Source organism: Zoogloea sp. LCSB751, from assembly GCF_002028455.1.
Lineage (GTDB): Bacteria > Pseudomonadota > Gammaproteobacteria > Burkholderiales > Rhodocyclaceae > Zoogloea.
The window spans coordinates 138795-158701 of sequence record NZ_MWUM01000007.1; the positions used below are offsets into that span (position 1 = coordinate 138795).

The 19907-nt window shown below is 62.9% G+C and carries 21 protein-coding genes and 1 tRNA gene; 15 read left to right on the forward strand and 7 right to left on the reverse strand.

What is annotated here, in order from left to right:
- Positions 1–7 precede the first annotated feature (7 nt).
- The 8 genes from fdxH (at position 8) to B4920_RS10350 (ending at position 7007) form a co-directional block, all read left to right on the forward strand.
- Positions 8–904: a formate dehydrogenase subunit beta gene (gene fdxH / locus B4920_RS10315; protein ID WP_079434589.1), complete on the forward strand. Its 897-nt coding sequence runs from the start codon at positions 8–10 to the stop codon at positions 902–904.
- Positions 901–1527, forward strand: coding sequence for a formate dehydrogenase subunit gamma (locus B4920_RS10320; protein WP_079434590.1), 627 nt, complete (start codon positions 901–903; stop codon positions 1525–1527). The genes fdxH and B4920_RS10320 overlap by 4 nt, the downstream gene beginning before the upstream one ends.
- Positions 1528–1682: 155 nt before the next feature.
- Positions 1683–2612, forward strand: a complete 930-nt coding sequence (fdhE, locus tag B4920_RS10325) for a formate dehydrogenase accessory protein FdhE (RefSeq protein ID WP_161493277.1) — start codon at positions 1683–1685, stop codon at positions 2610–2612.
- Between the two features lie 13 nt (positions 2613–2625).
- A complete protein-coding gene (selA, locus tag B4920_RS10330; protein ID WP_254050900.1) occupies positions 2626–4053 on the forward strand; it encodes an L-seryl-tRNA(Sec) selenium transferase in 1428 nt (475 codons plus the stop codon).
- Entirely contained in the window at positions 4047–5981 is a 1935-nt protein-coding gene (selB, locus tag B4920_RS10335) for a selenocysteine-specific translation elongation factor (RefSeq protein WP_079434592.1), read from the forward strand. Before selA ends, selB begins: the two co-directional genes overlap by 7 nt.
- A gap of 28 nt (positions 5982–6009) precedes the next feature.
- A tRNA-Sec gene (locus tag B4920_RS10340) sits at positions 6010–6106 on the forward strand.
- 33 nt (positions 6107–6139) lie between these two features.
- Positions 6140–6616, forward strand: coding sequence for a glycine cleavage system protein H (locus B4920_RS10345; protein WP_079434593.1), 477 nt, complete (start codon positions 6140–6142; stop codon positions 6614–6616).
- Positions 6606–7007, forward strand: coding sequence for a DsrE family protein (locus tag B4920_RS10350; protein WP_079434594.1), 402 nt, complete (start codon positions 6606–6608; stop codon positions 7005–7007). Before B4920_RS10345 ends, B4920_RS10350 begins: the two co-directional genes overlap by 11 nt.
- Here B4920_RS10350 and B4920_RS10355 read toward each other — a convergent pair.
- From B4920_RS10355 to B4920_RS10365, 3 genes are all read right to left on the reverse strand, one after another.
- Positions 6997–7908 (reverse strand): DMT family transporter, encoded by a 912-nt coding sequence (locus tag B4920_RS10355; protein ID WP_079434595.1) that lies wholly within the window; start codon positions 7906–7908, stop codon positions 6997–6999. The two genes, B4920_RS10350 and B4920_RS10355, sit on opposite strands and share 11 nt — an antisense overlap.
- A 93-nt stretch (positions 7909–8001) precedes the next feature.
- Positions 8002–9333, reverse strand: a complete 1332-nt coding sequence (locus B4920_RS10360) for an NYN domain-containing protein (protein ID WP_079434596.1) — start codon at positions 9331–9333, stop codon at positions 8002–8004.
- A 145-nt stretch (positions 9334–9478) separates the two neighbouring features.
- Complete coding sequence (locus tag B4920_RS10365; RefSeq protein ID WP_079434714.1) at positions 9479–11284, reverse strand: GspE/PulE family protein; 1806 nt, start codon at positions 11282–11284, stop codon at positions 9479–9481.
- Between the two features lie 402 nt (positions 11285–11686).
- Between B4920_RS10365 and B4920_RS10370 the strand changes: the two genes are divergently transcribed.
- The 3 genes from B4920_RS10370 to B4920_RS10380 all read left to right on the forward strand — a co-directional run bounded on the left by B4920_RS10370 (position 11687) and on the right by B4920_RS10380 (position 13132).
- Positions 11687–11959: a helix-hairpin-helix domain-containing protein gene (locus B4920_RS10370; RefSeq protein WP_079434597.1), complete on the forward strand. Its 273-nt coding sequence runs from the start codon at positions 11687–11689 to the stop codon at positions 11957–11959.
- Positions 11960–12046: 87 nt separating this feature from the next.
- Positions 12047–12274, forward strand: a complete 228-nt coding sequence (locus B4920_RS10375; protein ID WP_079434598.1) for a hypothetical protein — start codon at positions 12047–12049, stop codon at positions 12272–12274.
- Positions 12275–12295: 21 nt separating this feature from the next.
- Entirely contained in the window at positions 12296–13132 is an 837-nt protein-coding gene (locus B4920_RS10380; protein WP_079434599.1) for a CPBP family intramembrane glutamic endopeptidase, read from the forward strand.
- Between the two features lie 7 nt (positions 13133–13139).
- Here the strand turns inward: B4920_RS10380 and B4920_RS10385 are convergent, their stop codons facing one another.
- The 4 genes from B4920_RS10385 to B4920_RS28775 all read right to left on the reverse strand — a co-directional run bounded on the left by B4920_RS10385 (position 13140) and on the right by B4920_RS28775 (position 16343).
- On the reverse strand, positions 13140–14273 hold the full coding sequence (locus tag B4920_RS10385) for an alanine--glyoxylate aminotransferase family protein (protein WP_079434600.1): 1134 nt from the start codon (positions 14271–14273) through the stop codon (positions 13140–13142).
- A 43-nt stretch (positions 14274–14316) separates the two neighbouring features.
- Entirely contained in the window at positions 14317–14790 is a 474-nt protein-coding gene (locus B4920_RS10390; RefSeq protein WP_079434715.1) for an SRPBCC family protein, read from the reverse strand.
- 29 nt (positions 14791–14819) lie between these two features.
- Positions 14820–15791 carry a DMT family transporter gene (locus tag B4920_RS10395; RefSeq protein ID WP_079434601.1) on the reverse strand — a complete coding sequence of 324 codons (972 nt, stop codon included), beginning with the start codon at positions 15789–15791 and terminating at the stop codon, positions 14820–14822.
- A 282-nt stretch (positions 15792–16073) separates the two neighbouring features.
- On the reverse strand, positions 16074–16343 hold the full coding sequence (locus B4920_RS28775; protein WP_139379485.1) for a hypothetical protein: 270 nt from the start codon (positions 16341–16343) through the stop codon (positions 16074–16076).
- A gap of 341 nt (positions 16344–16684) precedes the next feature.
- Between B4920_RS28775 and earP the strand changes: the two genes are divergently transcribed.
- The 4 genes from earP (at position 16685) to B4920_RS10420 (ending at position 19851) form a co-directional block, all read left to right on the forward strand.
- Positions 16685–17794 (forward strand): elongation factor P maturation arginine rhamnosyltransferase EarP, encoded by a 1110-nt coding sequence (earP, locus tag B4920_RS10405; protein ID WP_368664717.1) that lies wholly within the window; start codon positions 16685–16687, stop codon positions 17792–17794.
- 54 nt (positions 17795–17848) lie between these two features.
- Positions 17849–18409 (forward strand): elongation factor P, encoded by a 561-nt coding sequence (gene efp / locus B4920_RS10410; RefSeq protein ID WP_079434604.1) that lies wholly within the window; start codon positions 17849–17851, stop codon positions 18407–18409.
- Positions 18410–18478: 69 nt separating this feature from the next.
- Positions 18479–19024: a YaeQ family protein gene (locus B4920_RS10415; protein WP_079434605.1), complete on the forward strand. Its 546-nt coding sequence runs from the start codon at positions 18479–18481 to the stop codon at positions 19022–19024.
- Positions 19025–19134: 110 nt separating this feature from the next.
- On the forward strand, positions 19135–19851 hold the full coding sequence (locus tag B4920_RS10420; protein ID WP_079434606.1) for a superoxide dismutase: 717 nt from the start codon (positions 19135–19137) through the stop codon (positions 19849–19851).
- Positions 19852–19907: the final 56 nt, after the last annotated feature.

Here is a 19907-nt window from a genome sequence, read left to right on the forward strand (position 1 = left end):
ACGCACCATGGCACTGCAATCACTGGATATCGCCAAGCGCTCGGCCACGACCACCGAGCCCCCCCACGCGCGCAAGACCATCGAGGTCGCCAAGCTCATCGACGTCTCCAAGTGCATCGGCTGCAAGGCCTGCCAGGTGGCGTGCATGCAGTGGAACGACCTGCGCGACGAAGTCGGCAGCTGCGGCGGCACCTACGACAACCCGACGGACATGACCGACCAATCCTGGACGGTCATGCGCTACGCCGAAGTCGAATCGGAAGAACGCGGCCTCGAGTGGCTGATCCGCAAGGACGGCTGCATGCACTGCGAGGACCCGGGCTGCCTGAAGGCCTGCCCGTCGCCGGGCGCCATCATCAAGTATGCCAACGGGATCGTGGATTTCCACCAGGAAAACTGCATCGGCTGCGGCTACTGCGTGACCGGCTGCCCGTTCAACGTGCCGCGCATCTCCAAGAAGGACAGCAAGGCCTACAAATGCACGCTGTGCTCCGACCGCGTCGCGGTCGGGCTCGAGCCGGCCTGCGTGAAGGTCTGTCCGACCGGCAGCATCAGCTTCGGCTCCAAGGAGGACATGAAGGAGCTGGCCGAGGAGCGCGTCGCCGAGCTGCAGGAACGGGGCTTCAAGAACGCCGGCCTGTACGACCCGGCCGGCGTGGGCGGCACGCACGTCATGTACGTGCTCAACCACGCCGACAAGCCGAGCCTGTACAGCGGCCTGCCGAACGACCCGACGATCGCACCCACCGTCTCCCTGTGGAAGGGCTTCACCAAGCCCCTGGCCATGGCCGGCATTGCCGCCGCGGCACTGGGCGGCCTGTTCCACTACGTGATGAAGGGTCCGAACGAAGTGTCGAAGGAAGTCGAAGCCGAAGTCGAGAAGGAACTGGAGGCTGAAAAATGATCCGCGATCCGTCCGACCTGCAACGCTACAACGCGTCCGAAAGGGCCAACCACTGGGTCGTGGGCATCTGCTTCATCCTGCTCGCGCTGTCCGGCCTGGCCCTCTTCCATCCGGCCCTGTTCCCGCTCACCGGCCTGTTCGGCGGCGGGGTGTGGACGCGCATCCTGCACCCCTTCGTGGGCGTCGTGATGATGCTGTTCTTCGTGGTGATGTTCTTCCGCTTCAAGCATCTCAACCAGATGACCCAGACCGACTGGGAATGGGTCAAACGGGCCAAGGAGATGGTGGACGGCGACGACCACAACATGCCGGAAATGGGCAAGTACAACGGGGGCCAGAAGCTGCTGTTCTGGTTCCTCGGTGCCGCCGTGCTGGTGCTCTTCGCATCGGGCATCGTCATCTGGCGGGCGTACTTCTCGGCCTACTTCCCGATCGGCGTGATCCGCATCGGCGCGTTGCTGCACTCCGCCTTCGCGGCGCTGATGATCATTGCGATCATCGTGCACGTGTATGCGGCAATCTGGGTGCGCGGCACCATCCGGGCCATGCTGTACGGCACCGTGACCCGCGCCTGGGCCAAGCAGCACCACCGGGCCTGGTATCGCCAGGTGACCGGCAAGTAGGAAAGGGGGCGGATCCGTTCGCCGGCGAGCCGCTGGTTGCGACGGCGGACGAATGAATTTGCCCCCACATGGATCCCGGATCAATCCACACACGGATATTTCCCTGTTCGACGGGGCCCGATCCCAAGCCAGGCCCCGTACTTTTTTGGACCGCCATGCAGAAACTGCTTTCCCCCGAGGAAATCGCCACCCAGGCCGGCAGCGAGGGCAACACCAACCGCCTGCCCGCCCCGCGCCTGTTCGCAGAGCGCGCCGCCCGCCTGCGCACGCTGGCCGACGGCCACGCGATGGTCGACTTCCTGCGCTTCGCCGCCTGCCTCGCCAACGCCCAGCAAACCTGGCTCGACAAGCACGGCACCACCGCCCGCCCCGATTCCGCCCACCTGGAACGCTGCCGCCAGCACGGCATGCCGCCCCTCGATGCCCAGGGCGCCGAACTGCCCGCCGACTGGCAGGACAGCTTGAAGACCCTCGCCGCCGACGTCGCCGCCCACGCGCCGGCCGGCCTGCAGAACGCCATCGCCGAACTGGCGGACTTCCCCGCCGAGCGCCTCGACGCCCTTGCCCGCGCCATCCTGCGCTGCGAAGAAGACCTCTCCAACCCACTCGAACTGGCCCTCGCACCCTTGATCGGCGCCGCGCTGCAGGTGCAGTGGACCGCCCGTGCGCAGGCCTTGCAGGTCGGCGACATCCCGGCCGGCTTCGAGGACAGCCTGTGCCCCGCCTGCGGCTCCCATCCGGTGGCCTCCATCGTGCGCATCGGCGATGCCGGCCACGGCGTGCGCTACGCCGCTTGCAGCCTGTGCGCCTGCGAATGGCACGTGACGCGCATCAAGTGCGTGCCCTGCCACAACACCCGCGACATCGCCTACCAGGGCCTCGAAAACGCGCAGGGCGATCCGCACCCCGCCGTGAAGGCGGAGACTTGCCCCGAGTGCCATTCCAGCCTGAAGATCGTGTCGATGGAGAAGGACCCGCTGGTGGAGGCCTTCGCCGACGACCTGGCCACCCTCGCCCTCGATATGCTGGTGGACGAGACCGGTTTCCACCGGGCCGGCCGCAACCTGTTCCTGTTCACTCCCTAGGAGACTCCCCACGATGGCGTCCATGGTCCATGGCACCACGTCCGACGACAGCACCGCCTACCGCGCCCTGCCCAGTCTAGACCGGCTGCTCACCGCCGCCCCCGGCCTCGTCGCCGCGCACGGGCGCACTGAAACCACCCAGGCCCTGCGCGACACGCTGGCCGACGCCCGGCGCCGCATCGGCTCTGGCGAGGCCGCCCCGGACAGCGCCGGCTTGCTGGAAAACGCGAGCGCGCGCCTGGCGGCGCGCGCTGGTCCACGACTGAAACAGGTGTTCAACCTGACCGGCACCGTCCTGCATACCAACCTGGGGCGGGCCGTACTGCCCGACGAAGCCATCGCCGCGATGGTGAATGCCGCCCGCTCCCCCTCCGCGCTCGAATACGACGTGGACAGCGGCGGCCGCGGCGACCGCGACGACGTCGTCAATGAACTGCTACAGGAACTCACCGGTGCCGAAGCCGCCACCGTCGTGAACAACAACGCCGCCGCGGTTTTCCTGCTCCTCAACACCCTCGCCCAGCGCAAGGAAGTCATCGTCTCCCGCGGCGAACTGGTGGAGATCGGCGGCGCCTTCCGCGTGCCGGACATCATGAAACGGGCCGGCGCCAGGCTGGTCGAAGTGGGCTGCACCAACCGCACTCACCCGCGGGATTTCGAGGAAGCCATCGGCCCCCGCACGGGCCTGCTGATGAAGATCCACACCAGCAACTACGCAATCGAGGGCTTCACCGCCAGCGTGGCCCAAGCCGACATGGCGCGCATCGCCCACGCCCACGGCCTGCCCTTCATCGAAGACCTGGGCAGTGGCACGCTGACGGACCTGGAACGCTGGAACCTGCCCCACGAACCGACGCCGCGGGAAGCCATCGCCAACGGCGCCGACCTGGTGACGTTCTCCGGCGACAAGCTGCTCGGCGGCCCCCAGGCCGGCATCCTGGTCGGCCGCCAGGACCTGATCGGCAAGATCAAAAAGAACCCCCTCAAGCGTGCGCTGCGCGTCGGCAAGATCACCCTGGCCGGCCTGGAAGCCGTGCTGCGCCTGTACCGCGATCCGGACACGCTGGCCGAGCGGCTGACCACGCTGCGCCTGCTGACCCGCCCCCGCGACGCCATGCTGGCCCAGGCCGAGCGCCTGAAGCCCACCATCGCCCAGGCCCTGACCGGCTGGCCACTGACGGTGAGCATCGAACCCATGCTGTCGCAGATCGGCTCCGGCAGCCTGCCGGTGGACCGCCTGCCGTCCGCCGGCCTGGTGTTCCGCCCGCAGGGCCGCAAGAGCGGCGTGCTCAACCGCCTTGAAACCGCGCTGCGCGGCCTGCCGCTACCGGTCATCGGGCGCATCGCCGACAACGCACTGCACCTGGACCTGCGCTGCCTACCGGAACGGGACGAAGCCGCTTTCCTCGCCCAGTTCAGCCTGGGACTCAAGCCATGCTGATCGGCACCGCCGGCCACATCGACCACGGCAAGACGACGTTGGTCCGCGCCCTCACCGGCGTGGACACCGACCGCCTGCCGGAAGAAAAGCGCCGCGGCATCACCATCGAGCTGGGCTATGCCTACCTGCCCGTCGCCACAGACGCCGACGGACCGGAACAGGTGATCGGCTTTGTGGATGTACCCGGCCATGAGAAATTCGTGCCGACCATGCTGGCCGGCGCCAGCGGCGTGGATTTCGCGCTGCTGGTGGTCGCCGCTGACGACGGCCCGATGCCGCAGACCCGCGAGCACCTGCAGATCCTCCAGCTGCTCGGTTTGACACACGGCGCAGTGGCGCTCACCAAGGCCGACCGGGCCAGCCCGGAACGCCTCGCCGAGGTCAGCGCCGAAATCCGCGCCCTGCTCGCCCCGACGGCCCTCGCCGACGCGCCGATCTTTCCGGTATCGGCGGTCAACGGCGACGGCATCGCCGAACTGCGCCAGCACCTGTTGGACGCCGCGCAGCGCCTGCCGCAACGCGCCGCCGACGGGGAATTCCGGCTGGCCGTGGACCGGGTGTTCACGCTGGCCGGCGCCGGCACCATCGTCGCCGGCACCGTGCACGCCGGCCAGGTGAAGATCGGCGACACCGTGCACCTCACCCTGTCCGGCAAGAGCGCCCGCGTGCGCAGCCTCCATGTGCAGAACCGCAAGGCCGACAGCGGCCACGCCGGACAGCGCTGCGCGCTGAACCTGGCCGGGCTGGCGGTGGAAGAGATCAAGCGCGGCGACTGGCTGGTCGGCCGCGCCGACACCCTGCCAGCCCAACGCCTCGACCTGGATCTACAGTTGTCCACCGACGCCCCGCGCGCGCTGGCCCACGGCGCCGTCGTGCAGATCCACCACGGCACGCGCCATGTGTTGGGGCGGGTCGCGCTTCTCGACGCCGCCCTAGAAAAGACCGGCCTGCCGCCCGGCGAACACTGCCTCGCCCAGGTCGTCGCCGACACGCCGCTGCACGCCTGCCGCGGCGACCTACTGGTGCTGCGCGACGGCCATGGCCAGCACACCCTCGGCGGCGGACGCCTCCTCGATCCCTTCGGCCCACCGCGTCAGCGTCGCGCCCCCGCAAGGCTGGCGGCGCTGGCGGCTCAGGCCATCGCCGATCCGACCCAACGCCTGTGCGCGGTGCTCGACCATGCCCCGCTGGGCGTCGACCTGCACCAGCTCTGCGCTGCCGAAAACCGCCGCCCAGAGCAGTTGCTGGCCCTGTTGCCCGCCGCCAGCGCCCATTACACCGACAAGGCCGACTGGCTGATCGGCAGCGCGTCACTGAACGCCCTGGCGACGCGGACCGAGGCACGCCTGGCCGACTACCACGCACACAACAGCGACGAGCTGGGCATCGAACGCGACCGCCTGCGGCGCATGATCGCCCCGCAAGTGCCCGCCACCGCCTTCGCCGGCTGGCTGGAAACCTGGCTCGCCGCCGGCCGGCTGGCGCGCAGCGGCAGCGCCTGGCACCTGCCCGACCACCGGGTCGAGCTGGACGCCCGCGACCGCCAGCGCGCCGACAGGCTTCTGCCCTGGCTGCTCGACAAGCCCTTCGCCCCCCCCTGGGTGCGCGACATCGCCGCCCGGCTCGGCGAACCGGACAACCAGACCCGCGATCTGCTCAAGCGCCTCGCCGCCCGCGGCGAAGCCTGCCAGGTGGTGCGTGACCTGTTCTACGCGCCGGCGGCGATCCGCAACCTTGGCAGTATCGCCAGCGAACTGACCGACGCCCAGGGCACCATCCGCGCCGCCGACTTCCGCGACCGCAGCGGGGTCGGACGCAAGCGGGCGATCCAGATCCTGGAATACTTCGACCGCGTCGGCTTCACCCGCAAGATCGGCCACGGACATGACGAACATCACCGAATACGCGGCGATCTTCCGGTAAATTAGATCAAAAATACGGTAAAATTCATAAAATGGAAGGGACGCGTCCCCCGGTGGGGCGACTGGTCTTCAAAACCAGGAGGGGCCGTCAACCGGTTCCTGGTGGGTTCGACTCCCATTCCCTTCCGCCAGCCTCCATCCTTTCCTGACGCCGAGCCACCACCATGCCCCAGCTGCGCGGCTGCGATTTTCCCGACGAGCTGCTGTACCACGCGGACAGCCACCTGTGGTTCCAGCCCACCGGCCCCGGGCGCTTCCGGGTCGGCGTGACGCAGTTCGGCATCGCGCTGTCCGGCGAGATCCTGTTGTTCACGCCCAAGCCACTGGGCGCCGAACTGGACGCGGGGCGCGGTTTCGGTCTGCTGGAAGCTGGCAAGACGGTGTTTCCGGTCAAGACACCCTTCGACGCCCGTTTGCTGGACGCCAACCCGGCCCTCGACCCATCCGCCCGCATGATGAACCGGCGGCCCTTCAAGGCCTGGCTGGTGGAGCTGCAGGCCCTCGCCCCGCTGCCGCCCGGCCTGCTGCTGCCGTGGCGCGAAGCGCAGCCGGAGATCGAGAAGATCATGGAGCGCTACGCCTTCCGGGATCTGGCGGACTTTTCCGCCCCGCTGTTCCACGAGGACGACCGTGACTTCTGACACCGCCGCCCGCCCTGCGGAAAAGCTGGCCATCCTGGTGTGGGCAGCCGATCCGGGGCGGCCGGAACTGTGCGCGACGCCCTTCTATTTCGCCGCCGCCGCCGCGGCAATGGACGTGGAGGTGGAGATGTATTTCACCGCCCGCTCGGTGGAGTTGCTGCAGATCGGCATCGCCGAAAAGCTGGAAGCCGCAGCCGGCAGCGGCAAGTCCGTCGCCGATTTCCGCCGCGAAGCGCTCACTTTCGGCGTGAAGATGTATGCCTGCCCGACCGCCCTTATCAGCCACGGCGTCGATGCCGGCGCGCTGATCCCGGCCGTCACGGGCCAGGCGGGCGCCGCCGCCTTCATCGGCCGCAGCCTGGACCCATCCTGGCGGTCCCTCAGCTTCTGACCGCAGCCCGGCGGCTAGCCAGCCAGCCGAACAGGGACAACAGCGTCAATCCGCCGCCAATCAGCAGGATGCCGGCGATCTCGGTAGTGCAGAATTCCTCGCCGAGGGTCAGACGCGACGACAAAATCGCCACCACCGGCGTACCCAGCACCGACAGGCTGGCCTCCCAGGCCGGCACCCGGTCGAGGATCCAGATCCACAACCACCAGCACAGGGCCACGCTGGCCACCGACAGAAAAGCCAGGATCACCACGTAGTGCGCCGACCAGTCCGTCGCCGGCCCGGGCACCACAGCAGCCAACAGCACCAGCGGCAATGCGCCGACGATCATCTGCCAGGTGGTCAGCACCAGTAGGTCCACCGGCTGGCGGCTACGCAGGCGTTTGACGAGGATGGTGCCGATGGCCCAGCACAGCGCCGCGCTGAGGCCCAGCAGCTTGCTGAACAGGCTGGCATGCATGTTCCACGGCTCGATGATCAGCAGCAGGCCGGCGAGCGTACACGCCGCTGCCAGCCACTGCTTGCCGCGCACCCGCTCGCCGAGGATCGGCCAGGCCATCAGCAGGGTCCAGATCGGCATAGTGAAGATCAGCACCGCGGTCTTCCCCGGTCCCCCCTCCACCAGCGCCCAGGTCTGGAACACCACGAAACCGCTGACCTGCACCAACCCGATGGCGCTGGTCGCCAACGGTGCCACCAGGCGCAGCGAGCGCCCGCTGAGCTTGACCGCCAGCACCAGCGCCAATGCGCCACCGACGGTACGCTGGGCCGCCAGCGCGAAGGGTGAAGCGAAAACCAGCCCCTGCTTGAGCAGGACCCAGGTGTAGCCCCAGGTGGACGACAGGACGATGAGCGCCAGCGCGGGCAGCCAGCGCGACGTGGAAGCAGACGATGCAGACATGCGTGGAGCCGCCACGACAGACGGCAGGAAACGGAGAAAAGGCAGACCTGCCGGCGGTGGCGAAGTTCGCGCCCGCCGACGATGGCGCCGGTTTTACTCAGTGGTCTCCGCTTTCTTGCGCGGCCGCCGGGCACGCGGTGCCGACTTGCGGGCCTCGTCACCAGGCGGCGGAACGACGGCCGTGGCCGCTTCGACGGCAGCGACCTTCACAGGCCTGGCGGTCTTGCGTTTGGCCCGCTCGGGGCGGGCAGAAGACACGGGCGGAGCAGCCGCTTCAACGGCTGGAGCCGGCACCGCGACCGCTTCCTGGCCCGCAGCAGGCGTCGTGGGTTCGACAGCCCCGACCTCAGTCTCACTCCTGGCACCCCGACGCCCCCTGCCACGCTTGGCAGCCCCCGTCTGGGCCTCTTCCGCCGGAATCACCACCGGCTGCACCTGCTCCGGCAGCACGACGGACGTTGCCTCGGCGGCAGGCTTGCTGCGCCGGCCTTTTGGCGCCCTGCGCGGCTTTTCTGCGGTGACTTCAGCAAAAACGGGCACGGTGGCGGCCGGCGCTTCGACGCTCAACACAACGGCTGTTTCGTGGACAGTGGCTACCGGTGCCCCCGCCCGGCGATAGACGTAGGTACCGGACTTCTCGTCCCGTCCGACCTCCAGCAATCCACGGGATTGGGCCTCGTCCAGCAGGTTGCCGAAGGCCTTGAAGCCGAAACGAGTCTCGCTGAAATCCGGCTTGCGGCGCTTGATCGCGTCCTTAAGTACCGAGGCCCAGATCTTGCCGGTGTCGCCGCGCTCTGCGAGCAACGCGTCGAAGGTTTCGACCGCCATGTCGACAGCCCGGCTACGTCGGGCTTCAAGTTCTTCCCGGCGGCGCTTCTCTTCCTCAGGGCTGCGACGCACCTGGGGCTGGGCCTCCTTCGGCTCGCGCTTGGCTACCGCTTGGCGGGTTTCCCGCACAAGGTCGTCGTAGAAGATGAACTCGTCACAGTTGGCAATGAGCAGATCCGAGGTGGACTGTTTCACCCCAACGCCAATCACCTGCTTGGCGTTCTCGCGCAGCTTGGACACCAGCGGCGAAAAGTCGGAATCGCCGCTGATGATGACGAAAGTATTGACGTGGCTCTTGGTATAGCAAAGGTCGAGGGCGTCCACCACCAGGCGGATGTCGGCGGAATTCTTGCCCGACTGGCGCACGTGCGGGATCTCGATGAGCTCGAAATTAGCCTCGTGCATGCCGGCCTTGAAGCCCTTGTAGCGCTCCCAGTCGCAATAAGCCTTCTTGACGACGATGCTGCCCTTCAGCAGCAGGCGCTCAAGGACCAGCTTGATGTCGAATTTCTCGTACTTCGCATCGCGCACGCCAAGGGCGACGTTCTCGAAGTCGCAGAACAGGGCCATGCTGACGTTGTCGGGAGAGGTGGCCATGGGGAAATTCCTAAAATGGGCGAATGTGTCGGCAGAGTACGCGCAAATCGGTGCGCTGAGACAGGCAAGTACCCTCGCAGGAGTGAATTCAATCATCCAAAGAGGTTTCAGAAGTCCGTGGGCGAATGAATTCGCCCCAACAGGTTCAGCGCCCCTGATCGGACTCTGCCGGCGGCGCAACCTTGACAACTTCTTCGAGCGTGGTGATGCCGGCCGCCACCTTGAGGGCGCCGGACAGGCGCAGGGGCTTCATGCCCTCCCGGATCGCCAGGTCACGGATCCGCGCCAGATCCACCTCTTTGCCGATCGCCTTGCGGATTTCCGGCGACATCAGCAGGATCTCGTACAAGCCGATGCGTCCCATGTAGCCGGTCATGCGGCATTCGATGCAGCCCACCGCCCTGTGGATGCGGGCCGGCCGCGTCGCCTTCCACGGCGTCACCAGGTGATCCCAGATCGCCTCCTCCTCGGACGTCATCGGCTGGGATTCCTTGCAATGAGGACACAGCACGCGCACCAGGCGCTGGGCCATGATGCCGAGCACGGTTGCGTTGATCAGGTAAGCCGGCGCACCCAGATCGAGCAGGCGGGTCACCGCCGACGGTGCGTCGTTGGTGTGCAGCGTGGACAACACCAGGTGCCCGGTGAGCGCGGCCTGGATCGCCATTTCCGTGGTTTCAAGGTCACGGATCTCACCGACCATGATGATGTCCGGATCCTGCCGCATCAGCGCCCGGACGCCTTCGGCAAAACCCAGGTCGATCGCCTGGTGTACCTGCATCTGGTTGAAGCTCGGTTCGACCATCTCGATCGGATCCTCGATCGTGCACACATTCACCTCAGGCGTGGCGAGCTGCTTGAGTGTCGAATAGAGGGTCGTGGTCTTGCCGGAACCGGTCGGCCCGGTGACCAGGATGACGCCATGAGGCTGGCTCGAAATGGCCTGCCAGCGGGCCTGGTCGGCGTCGGAGAAGCCCAGTTCGGCCATGTTGCGGACCAGCACATCGGGATCGAAGATCCGCATCACGAGCTTTTCGCCGAAGGCGGTAGGCAGCGTGGACAGCCGCAGCTCAACTTCCTTGCCGCTGGTGACGCGCGTCTTTACCCGGCCGTCCTGCGGACGGCGCTTCTCCACCACGTCCATCCGACCGAGGATCTTGATACGGCTAGTCACCGCTGCCAGCACGCTCATCGGCATCTGGTAAACCTGGTGCAGCACACCGTCGATGCGGAAACGCACCAAGCCCATCTCACGCCGGGGTTCGATGTGAATATCGCTGGCCCGTTGCTCGAAGGCGTACTGCCACAACCAGTCCACGATGTTGACGATATGGCGGTCGTTGGCGTCGTACTGGCGATTGACCTGCCCCAGTTCCACCAGCTGCTCGAAGGATGATCCGCTTCCGTGACCGCTGCTCTGGGCCGCCTTCTTGACCGAACGCGCCAGATTGTAGAACTCCACCAGGTAGCGCGCCACGTCGGCCGGGTTGGCAATGACCCGGCGGATCTCCTTCTTCAGGATCCCGGCGACTTCCTTTTCCCATTCCCGCAGAAAGGGCTGTGTCGTCGCCACCACCACTTCACGCAGGCCAACCTCCAGCGGCAGCACGCCAAAGCGTGTCGCATAGGCCGATGACATTACCGCCGTGACTGCTGCAAAATCGATCTTCAACGGATCGATGCGCATGTAATCGAGCCCGACCCGACTGGCCAGCCACTCGCTCAGCATTTCCAGGGTCAAAACCTGATGGGGAAGCTGTCTGGCGGACCATTTCTGGCTGGCCACAACGACCAAGGGATGCACGTCGGCAGCCTTCTTGGCCTGGGCGATACGCAACGCATCGGCTTCGGCCGGATCGACAAGCTGATCGCCCACCAGCATGTCGAGCACTTCGGCGAGGGTCAGTCTGTGTTCGGAAATGTCGGCCGCAGCCGCAGCGTATCGGGACATGGGCAACATGGAATGGACAGGAAGGCCGGGGAAGAGCGCCCCCGCTCCCTGCCGAAAATCGGACGCGACCCAAGCATAACGGCATGTTCCCTCAAACAGCCAGACATTTGCACCATTTTACGCCACTACCGACAAGCTACCAGCCCCGGTAGCCCCGCTCATAACCCCTCTGATAACCCGGACCTGCCGGCACAACGACGCAGCCCCCCAACATGGCGGTGAAAATAATGCCGCAGACAAGACCCTTTTTCATGACAGTGCTCCGGTAATCGGTTGGTGTTCCCACTTAACGCACGAGGTCCCCATTTGGTTGGTAGCAAACAATCTCCAAATGTTGCCGCCCATATTGATGACGTTGGTATTTACCTGCACAATAACTATGTCATTAACAAGGAGACCCACATGAAGCACATCCTGTCCTTCCTCGGCTTGTCCCTCGCCGGAATCCATCTGGCACTGGCGGCCGTCAACATCAACACCGCAACGCAGGGCGAACTCGATGGCGTGAAAGGCATCGGCCCCTCCAAAGCCCAGGCGATCATTGATTACCGGACCAAGAACGGCCCTTTCAAGAGCCTCGAAGATCTGAAGAACGTGAAGGGTTTTGGCGACAAGAGCATCGCCAAGCTGAAGGGCGAGCTGAGCGTTGCCGGCGGAGATAGCGGCAAGAAGTGAGCCTTCAGTGGCGGAAGGCATGACGAACACGGCAAACGGCAGTACTGTTGGCAACTGCCGCATTTCTCGGATTCACTGGAGTCAGCCATGCCTTCCGCATCCATTCCCCGCCTTGCCATACTGTCGATGACACTTTTTCTGACCGCCTGCGGCATTTCCGACAGCGGTTCAGCGGCAGTCACAGCCGCGCAACTCAAGGCCCGCGAGGCCGAGCAGGCCAAGGCGGCCAAGGCCCAGATCGAGCAACAGCTCGACGCGGCGAACCGCCAGGCCGAAGAAAGGCGAAAGCAAATCGACGCCGCAACCCGACAGTAAGAGACTGAAGTACAAACAAATTTGTCGGAAGTCAGCTTCATTTTTCTGGGCGCCGCCATACTGGCCGTATGGTGGCCCGCTGCTACGCGCATCCCCCCATGGGCCATTCTGTTCGCATTCTCTCTAGCCTGCGGCCTGGTAGGTGGAATCATCGCCCCCGCTGCGCTTCCAGGTCTGGCCTTTCTGATCCTGGCCTGCCTGGCTTCCGTTCGACGCTTCCCGAAAACTGGCTATGGGACTGCCGGCGCCTTCGCACTGATCCTGGCCCTGCACGCCTGGCCCGGATTTCATCCGCTGACCATCGTCGACAAGGTTGTGCTGGCCCCTGGTGCCCTGCCCTTCACGCTTCGGGCCAATTTCGACAAGGCCGCCGCCGGACTGCTATTGCTGGTATTTTTTGGCCAACGTTGCCGATCTTTAGTAGAAATCCGCCGAATTTTAGGACTATTGCTGCTATTTTCAGGTTTCGGAGCAATTTCGACGATCGGCCTCGCATGGCTGGCGGGATTTGTGCGCCCGGATTTGAAATGGCCTGCGTTTGCCAGCCATTTCGTCGCGATCAACCTGCTCTTCACCTGCGTCGCCGAAGAATGCTTCTTCCGCGGTCTGATTCAGGAAAAGCTGCACGGGCTATGCAGTAAGCAGGGAAAAATCGTCCCCATAACGCTCTCGGCAGCCTTGTTCGGCGCCGCCCATCTCGCTGGCGGGGCACTCTATGCAGGACTCGCCATCATTGCCGGCTTCACTTACGCATGGGCATATGCATGCACAAGGCGCATTGAAGCCGCCATTTTTGTGCACTTTATCGTCAACTTGGCGCATTTTATTGGTTTCAGCTACCCAGGCCTGGGTAGCTGAAACCCCGTCACGGGCGAAGTACCGCCTCCAGGGCAGACAGGCACAGGGCAATATTGGCAGGACGGCTTGAATGCCCCATCAAGCCGATGCGCCAAACCTTACCGGCCAGAACCCCCAGACCCGCCCCGATTTCCAGTCCAAACTCGGTGAGCAGGCGACCCCGAGCCGCGGCCTCATCAATGCCTTCTGGTATCCAGACCGTATTGAGCTGGGGCAAACGTGCATCTTCACGGACGACAAAACGCAATCCCAGCGCTTCCAGCCCGGCTCGCAGGCGCAGATGGTTGTCCCAATGGCGTCGCCAGACGTTTTCCAGCCCTTCCTCGGCGAGCAAAACCAGGGATTCGTGCAGACCGTAGAGCGGATTGACCGGTGCGGTGTGGTGATAAGTCCGCTTGGCGCCGCTCCAATATCCCAACACCAGGCTCAAATCCTGGAACCAGCTCGGGCATGGCGTCTTTCGATTGCGAATCCGCTCCACGGCCGCGTCCGAAAAACTGACCGGGGACAGGCCGGGCGTGGATGACAGGCATTTCTGGCTACCCGAATAGGCGGCATCGATCCCCCATTCATCGAGCAGCACCGGCACCCCCCCCAGGGACGTGACGCAATCCATGATCGTCAGTGCACCAAAACGGCGGGCGATAGCCGCCAGTGCCGATGCATCGGACAAAGCACCGGTCGAGGTCTCCGCATGCACGAAAGCCAGTAAGGCTGCGTCGGGATTGGTGCTGAAAGCGTCCTCCACCTTGGCCGGATCGACCGGATTTCCCCAGGGATCTTCGACGATTACCGGCACACCACCGATCCGGCGCACGTTTTCGGCCATGCGCTGACCAAAAACGCCATTGATACAGACGATGACCTTGTCGCCAGGGCTGACCAGATTGACGAAACAGCTTTCCATCCCTACCGAACCGGGGGCAGACAAGGGGAACGTCAGCGCGTTTTCGGTCTGGAAAGCATAACGCAACAAGCTCTTCAGCTCGTCCATCATGCCGACAAAGTCCGGATCGAGGTGACCAATGGTCGGCCGGGCCAGTGCGGCAAGCACCCTTGGCGGTACATCGGACGGGCCGGGCCCCATCAAGGTACGTACCGGCGGTTGAAAAGAACGGATTTCGGGACGTGCGACCGTCATGGCTTCTCCTGAAGTCAGTCTGAAATACCGCGGGCGAAACTGCCTATTGAGGCCGCCCGTTGGCTGCAATCATGCGGATGATGCGCACTGTATCCACGTCCGACTCTCGATACGCGGATTTGACGAATTCGGACACCTGTACCACTTCCCCCTCCGCGGCGTTTTCCGACAGTGTCGTCTGGTACGTGAAGCGGAGAAAAAGCCGCGTCGAATCAGGGGTTTCGAGACGAATCGTGAGTGTTCCGCCGGCGTGCTGGGCCGTTGCCCGCGACTCGAAGCACATCCACTCGAGATGACGATATGTAACCGTGTCCCGGATACTGGCCTGGCCGAAGTGAAGGATCCGTTCCACCTGTCCATCGCTGCGGGACAGGATCTCGCAGCGATCCAGCCCAGGCAGAAAAATCCCCGGCTCTTCCACCCGGAACATCAGACCGGTCCATACCTGTTCACGCGTCAGGGTCTCGATGAGTGGGTTGAGGGGATTGTTGATCTCGATGAGATGTTCGAAATGCAAGAGGTGGCTCCCTAGGTTCGTCGCGCAGTTTAGCGTCGATTCAAGCCCGTCGTCAGCCAAATACCACTGAGAATCATGCCGATCCCAAAGAAATGGTACGGCTGCGGCACTTCGCCGAGAAAGATTGCAGCCAGGATCGTGCCAAAAACCGGCATCAGATGGATGAACAACCCTCCCTTGGCTGCACCCACTTCGGCAACGGCCCGGTTGTAAAACACGTAGCCAAGAAAGGCCGGGAAGATTCCGGTGTAGGCAATGCCTGCAAACGCCACCGGCACCGGGTGCAGAACAGCGCCCGAGGCCAGCTCCCGCCACGCAAACGGCAGCAACATCGCCAGGCCAATCGCCGTCAACGCCGCCAGAAGTGCCATTGGATGCACTCCGGCAGGGCGCCAGCGTAGGCCCAGGGTGTAAAACGCCCACGACAAGACCGCCGCCAGCATCCAGACATCCCCGACATTCAGACTCAATCGGGCCAGGATGGCCGGATCGCCCCGGCTGACGATGGTCAGCACACCGCCGAAAGAAACCCCGACACCAACGAGTTCTAAACCCTTCGCCCGGTGACCGAACAGCCAGGAGATCGCAACGATCGCAATCGGGATGAAGGAATTCAACAGCGCGGCATTGGTGGCCGTGGTGTGGGTGAGCGCAATGTAGGCCAACGTGTTGTACGCACCAACCCCCAGAACACCGAGCACCAGGAGTACGGCCCACTGCCGGTAATCCAGTCCTTTCAGAGTGTGTCTATGAGGCCAGGCAAAGGGCAGCGTCAGCAGAAAAGCAAAGATCCAGCGCCCGACAGCCAGCGAAAACGGGGGGACCAACTCCCTCAGCGCTCGTCCGACCACCATGTTGCCAGACCAAAACAGGACGGTGAGCGTCAACAGGAGGTAGGGATGCCCTGGAAAAGTTGAGTAGCGGCGGTCAGACACAAGATGATTTCTGGATGCGTGGACGCGGATTATCGATGAGAACCAGCATTTCGACACGATGCCCATTTCAGGGGCTGGTTGGTGTTCTTCCGGAAAAACAGGGGGAGTGTTTTGTTCTTATGTTTTCTTTATATATATAAGACTCTGTTAACTGTGTACCGCCATTTTCTGTGGAAAACCCATAAAAATCATTTAAATTCATTTATTTAAATGATGTAAAAGGTTCTGGAAAAAAGCTGAACGTGCACGGGACAAAATGGGGAGGAAAATCTTGCCTCCCTTGGATTCGTGGTTTGTCCACATTTTCTGCGACTGTTTACCGTCCTTTTGTGCACAAGCCTCAAGGCTTCAGAAGGTTTCTGTTAGCGGATATTTGCGAGAGAAGTAGAGGTACGCCCGGTGGAGATGACGTCGCCGGAGAAAATCGAGCCGGGCATCGGCTGCCGAGAGCTGATCCTTGAACATCTGATGAATCAGGTAGAGCCCCTGTTGTGTTTTCAACAGCTCTTTTGCAAGTCCATGGGCTTGATCATCTGGCAGACCTGTCGCCTCGCCTATGATCTGTACGGTTTCCCAGTCCACATCGATGAAATCCAGCAGATCGGTGATCGAGAGCATGAGGGTTCCTTCGCCGTCCGGTTGGCCTGTTTTGTTGGGTCCAGGTTGGTAGAGATTGTTGACTGTTTTTCTATATATATAAGTACTGTTTACGTTTACGCTACGCGCATTTCTGTGGATAACAATAAAAAATTGTTATTTTTCAAAATGTTGAAGCGTTGATAACGATGTCGGAAACAGGTTGCGTATAGTGTGGGGCGATTGTTGAGGAAATTTTGCCTCGCGGCCAGAACGGGCTTTGTGCACAATCTGTTCGCTTGTCCAACCCCGGTTTGTCCCCAGCTTTGTCGAAACGTTCGCCATCCTCTGCTCCAGTTGTACCCGTCGAAGGTGTCTGGGATGTGTTTTGTCCGGTTGTAGATAATTTCGGCGATATCGGTGTGTGTTGGCGCTTGTCCCGTCAGCTGGCGGCCGAGTACCAGATTGCCGTACGTTTGTGGGTGGATGACCTCAAGGCGGCCCGTCGTCTGATTCCTCTGCTCGACGTGGGAGCGGCGTGCCAGCAGTTTGACGGCGTGGAAATCCGTCACTGGAGCGTTCCGCTGCCGGTCATTGATCCGGGACAGGTGGTTATTTCAGCCTTTGCGGGCAGTCTGCCCGACGCTTTCCTGCAGGCGATGGCCTGTCGCGATCGGAAGCCGGTGTGGATAAACCTCGAATACCTCAGCGCCGAGGATTGGGTTGGTGACTGCCATGGCCTGCCGTCGCCACATCCGAGGTTTCCCTTGACCCAGTTTTTTTTCTTTCCTGGCCTGGGCGCGAATTCTGGCGGATTCATCCGTGAATCCGATTACGCGGCCCGTCGGGCAGCCTTCGTGCCGGATGCTTTCTGGGCAGCCCTCGACATTCCCGAACGTCGGCCGGATGAGTTGCGTATCTCTTTGTTTTCATATGAAAACAAAGGTTTGAGCGAACTTCTCAGGGAATGGGCGACGGGAGATTCACGGGTCACATGCCTGGTACCAGAGGGGCGGATACTCCCCGAGCTGGCTGCCGAATTCGGCGTGAGTGGCCTGCGCGCCGGCGACCGGCTGCTGCGCGACCAACTGGTCGTACGCATCCTGCCTTTCGTCGAACAGTGCAGATATGACGAATTGCTATGGGCGTGTGATCTCAACTTTGTGCGCGGGGAGGATTCCTTCGTGCGCGCCCAATGGGCGGAGGCTCCGTTCGTGTGGCAGATTTACGTGCAGAAGGAGGATGCGCACCTGGAAAAGCTGCAGGCCTTCCTGGTGCGCTATCGGGAAGGGCTCGAGCCGGTGATTGCCCGTGCAGTGGCCGACTTCTGGCTGGCCTGGAATTGCGGAGAAGGTGTAGGGACGGCTTGGCCAGCTTTCCGGGCGGCTCTGCCTGCCCTCAGGGGGCACGCGGCAGCTTGGGCCGTGCGTCTGCAGGACGGGGGAGATCTCGCTGCCCGGCTGGTGCAATTCTGTAAACTTAAGTTAGAATAATAAGTTACCGTTTATCCGTGGCACGTGCCGCACAATTTGCAAGCAGGAAATAGCATGAAAACCGCAATGGAACTCCGCTCCGGCAACGTGATCATGGTGGGCAGCGACGCCCTCGTGGTGCAGAAGGCCGAGTACAACAAGTCCGGCCGTAACGCCGCTGTCGTCAAGATGAAGCTCAAGAACCTGCTCACCGGCGCGCCGTCCGAGTCGGTTTACAAGGCTGACGACAAGTTCGAAGTCGTGGTTCTCGATCGCAAGGAAGTGACCTACTCCTACTTTGCCGATCCGATGTATGTTTTCATGGACGCCGAGTACGAACAGTACGAAGTTGAAGCCGAAAACATGACTGACGCGCTGAAGTACCTGATCGACGGCATGCCCTGTGAAGTGGTGTTCTTCAATGGCAAGGCCATCTCCGTGGAACTCCCGACCACAGTCGTGCGTGAAGTGGAATACACCGAGCCTGCTGTCAAGGGTGATACTTCCGGCAAGGTTCTGAAGCCGGCTCGCATTGCTCCGAGCGGTTACGAGCTGTCGGTGCCTGCTTTCGTGGAAATTGGCGACAAGATCGAAATCGACACCCGTACCGACGAATACCGCAACCGCGTCAAGTAATTCGCGTGTAGCCCGGTAGGGTTGAAGGCCACCGCCAGGTGGCCTTTCGTTTTTTTCCGAACAAGTGTCATGGCCCTCAAATCCACCATTTTTCGCGCCACGCTGAACGTTTCCGACCTGGATCGGGGCCATTTCGGCGAACATGTGCTGACTCTGGCCCGTCATCCATCCGAGACCGATGAGCGGATGATGGTGCGCGTGCTGGCGTTTGCCTTGTGTGCGGACGAGCGGCTTGAGTTCGGTCGGGGTATTTCCACCGATGACGAGCCGGCCCTGTGGAGGAAGGACGACACCGGACGGATTCTCGACTGGATCGAGGTCGGTCTGCCGGACGAGCGTGGGTTGCGCCGTGCGGCCGGGCGAGCCGACCAGGTGCTCGTGCTGGCCTATGGGGGCCGCACGGTGGATATCTGGTGGCAGAAGGATGCAGCGACCCTGTCGAAGCTGACCAATCTAAAGGTGCTGGCGCTAGCTCAGGAAGAGTCGAAGGCGTTGGCCGCACTGGCGGCCCGCAGCATGGATCTGAGCTGTACGATTCAGGACGGGCAACTGTGGTTCTCGGCCGGAGAGACCACGTTGACGCTCAATCCCCGCTGTATTTACCCAACGACATAGGGTTAAGGCTGCGCAACAAAGATGACAAAAGCCTGTCGGAGTGGCGAATAATGCGCATACCGGCTTTCAGCCTGGAGGCCGGATAGATAAATCCCGACAGGAGAGTCCGCATGCATTCCCCACTGCTTTTTCCGTCCGAGCAGGCCACCAGCCGCCGCCAGTTCCTGGGCACTTCCCTTGGTTTGTTGGCAGCTGTTTCCCTGGGCGGTCTGGCCCGTCCGGCGCGTGCCGCCAGCCCCATCGTCCTGCCTGCGCTGCCCTACGCGGAAAACGCGCTCACTCCGGTCATCACCGCCAATACCATCGGTTTTCACTACGGCAAGCACCACAAGGCCTATGTGGATAACCTCAACAAGCTGATCGCCGGTTCCGATCTGGCCGATCTGCCGCTCGAAAAGATCATCGCTGCCGTCGCTGGCAAAGCTGACAAAACGGCCATTTTCAACAACGCTGCGCAGACCTGGAACCACACGTTTTACTGGAACAGCCTGCGTCCGAACGGCGGCGGAGAACCGCCGGCAGCCCTCAAACAACGGATCGAAGCCTCGTTTGGCAGCGTGGATGCGCTGAAAAAGGAACTCGCCACCGCGGCCACCGGCCAGTTCGGTAGTGGCTGGGCCTGGTTGGTCGCCGATGGCGACAAGTTGAAGGTGGTGAAGACCGGTAACGCCGATGTGCCGCTGACTGCTGGGTTGAAGCCGCTGCTCACCATCGACGTGTGGGAGCACGCGTATTACCTGGATTACCAGAACCGACGTGCCGACTACGTGAACGCGGTGCTCGACAAGCTGATCAACTGGGAGTTTGCCCTCAAGAACCTGGGCTGATTCCATCAGCATCCCTCTCCAGCAAAGGCTTCTGGCCTTGTCGGGGAGGGAGCTTC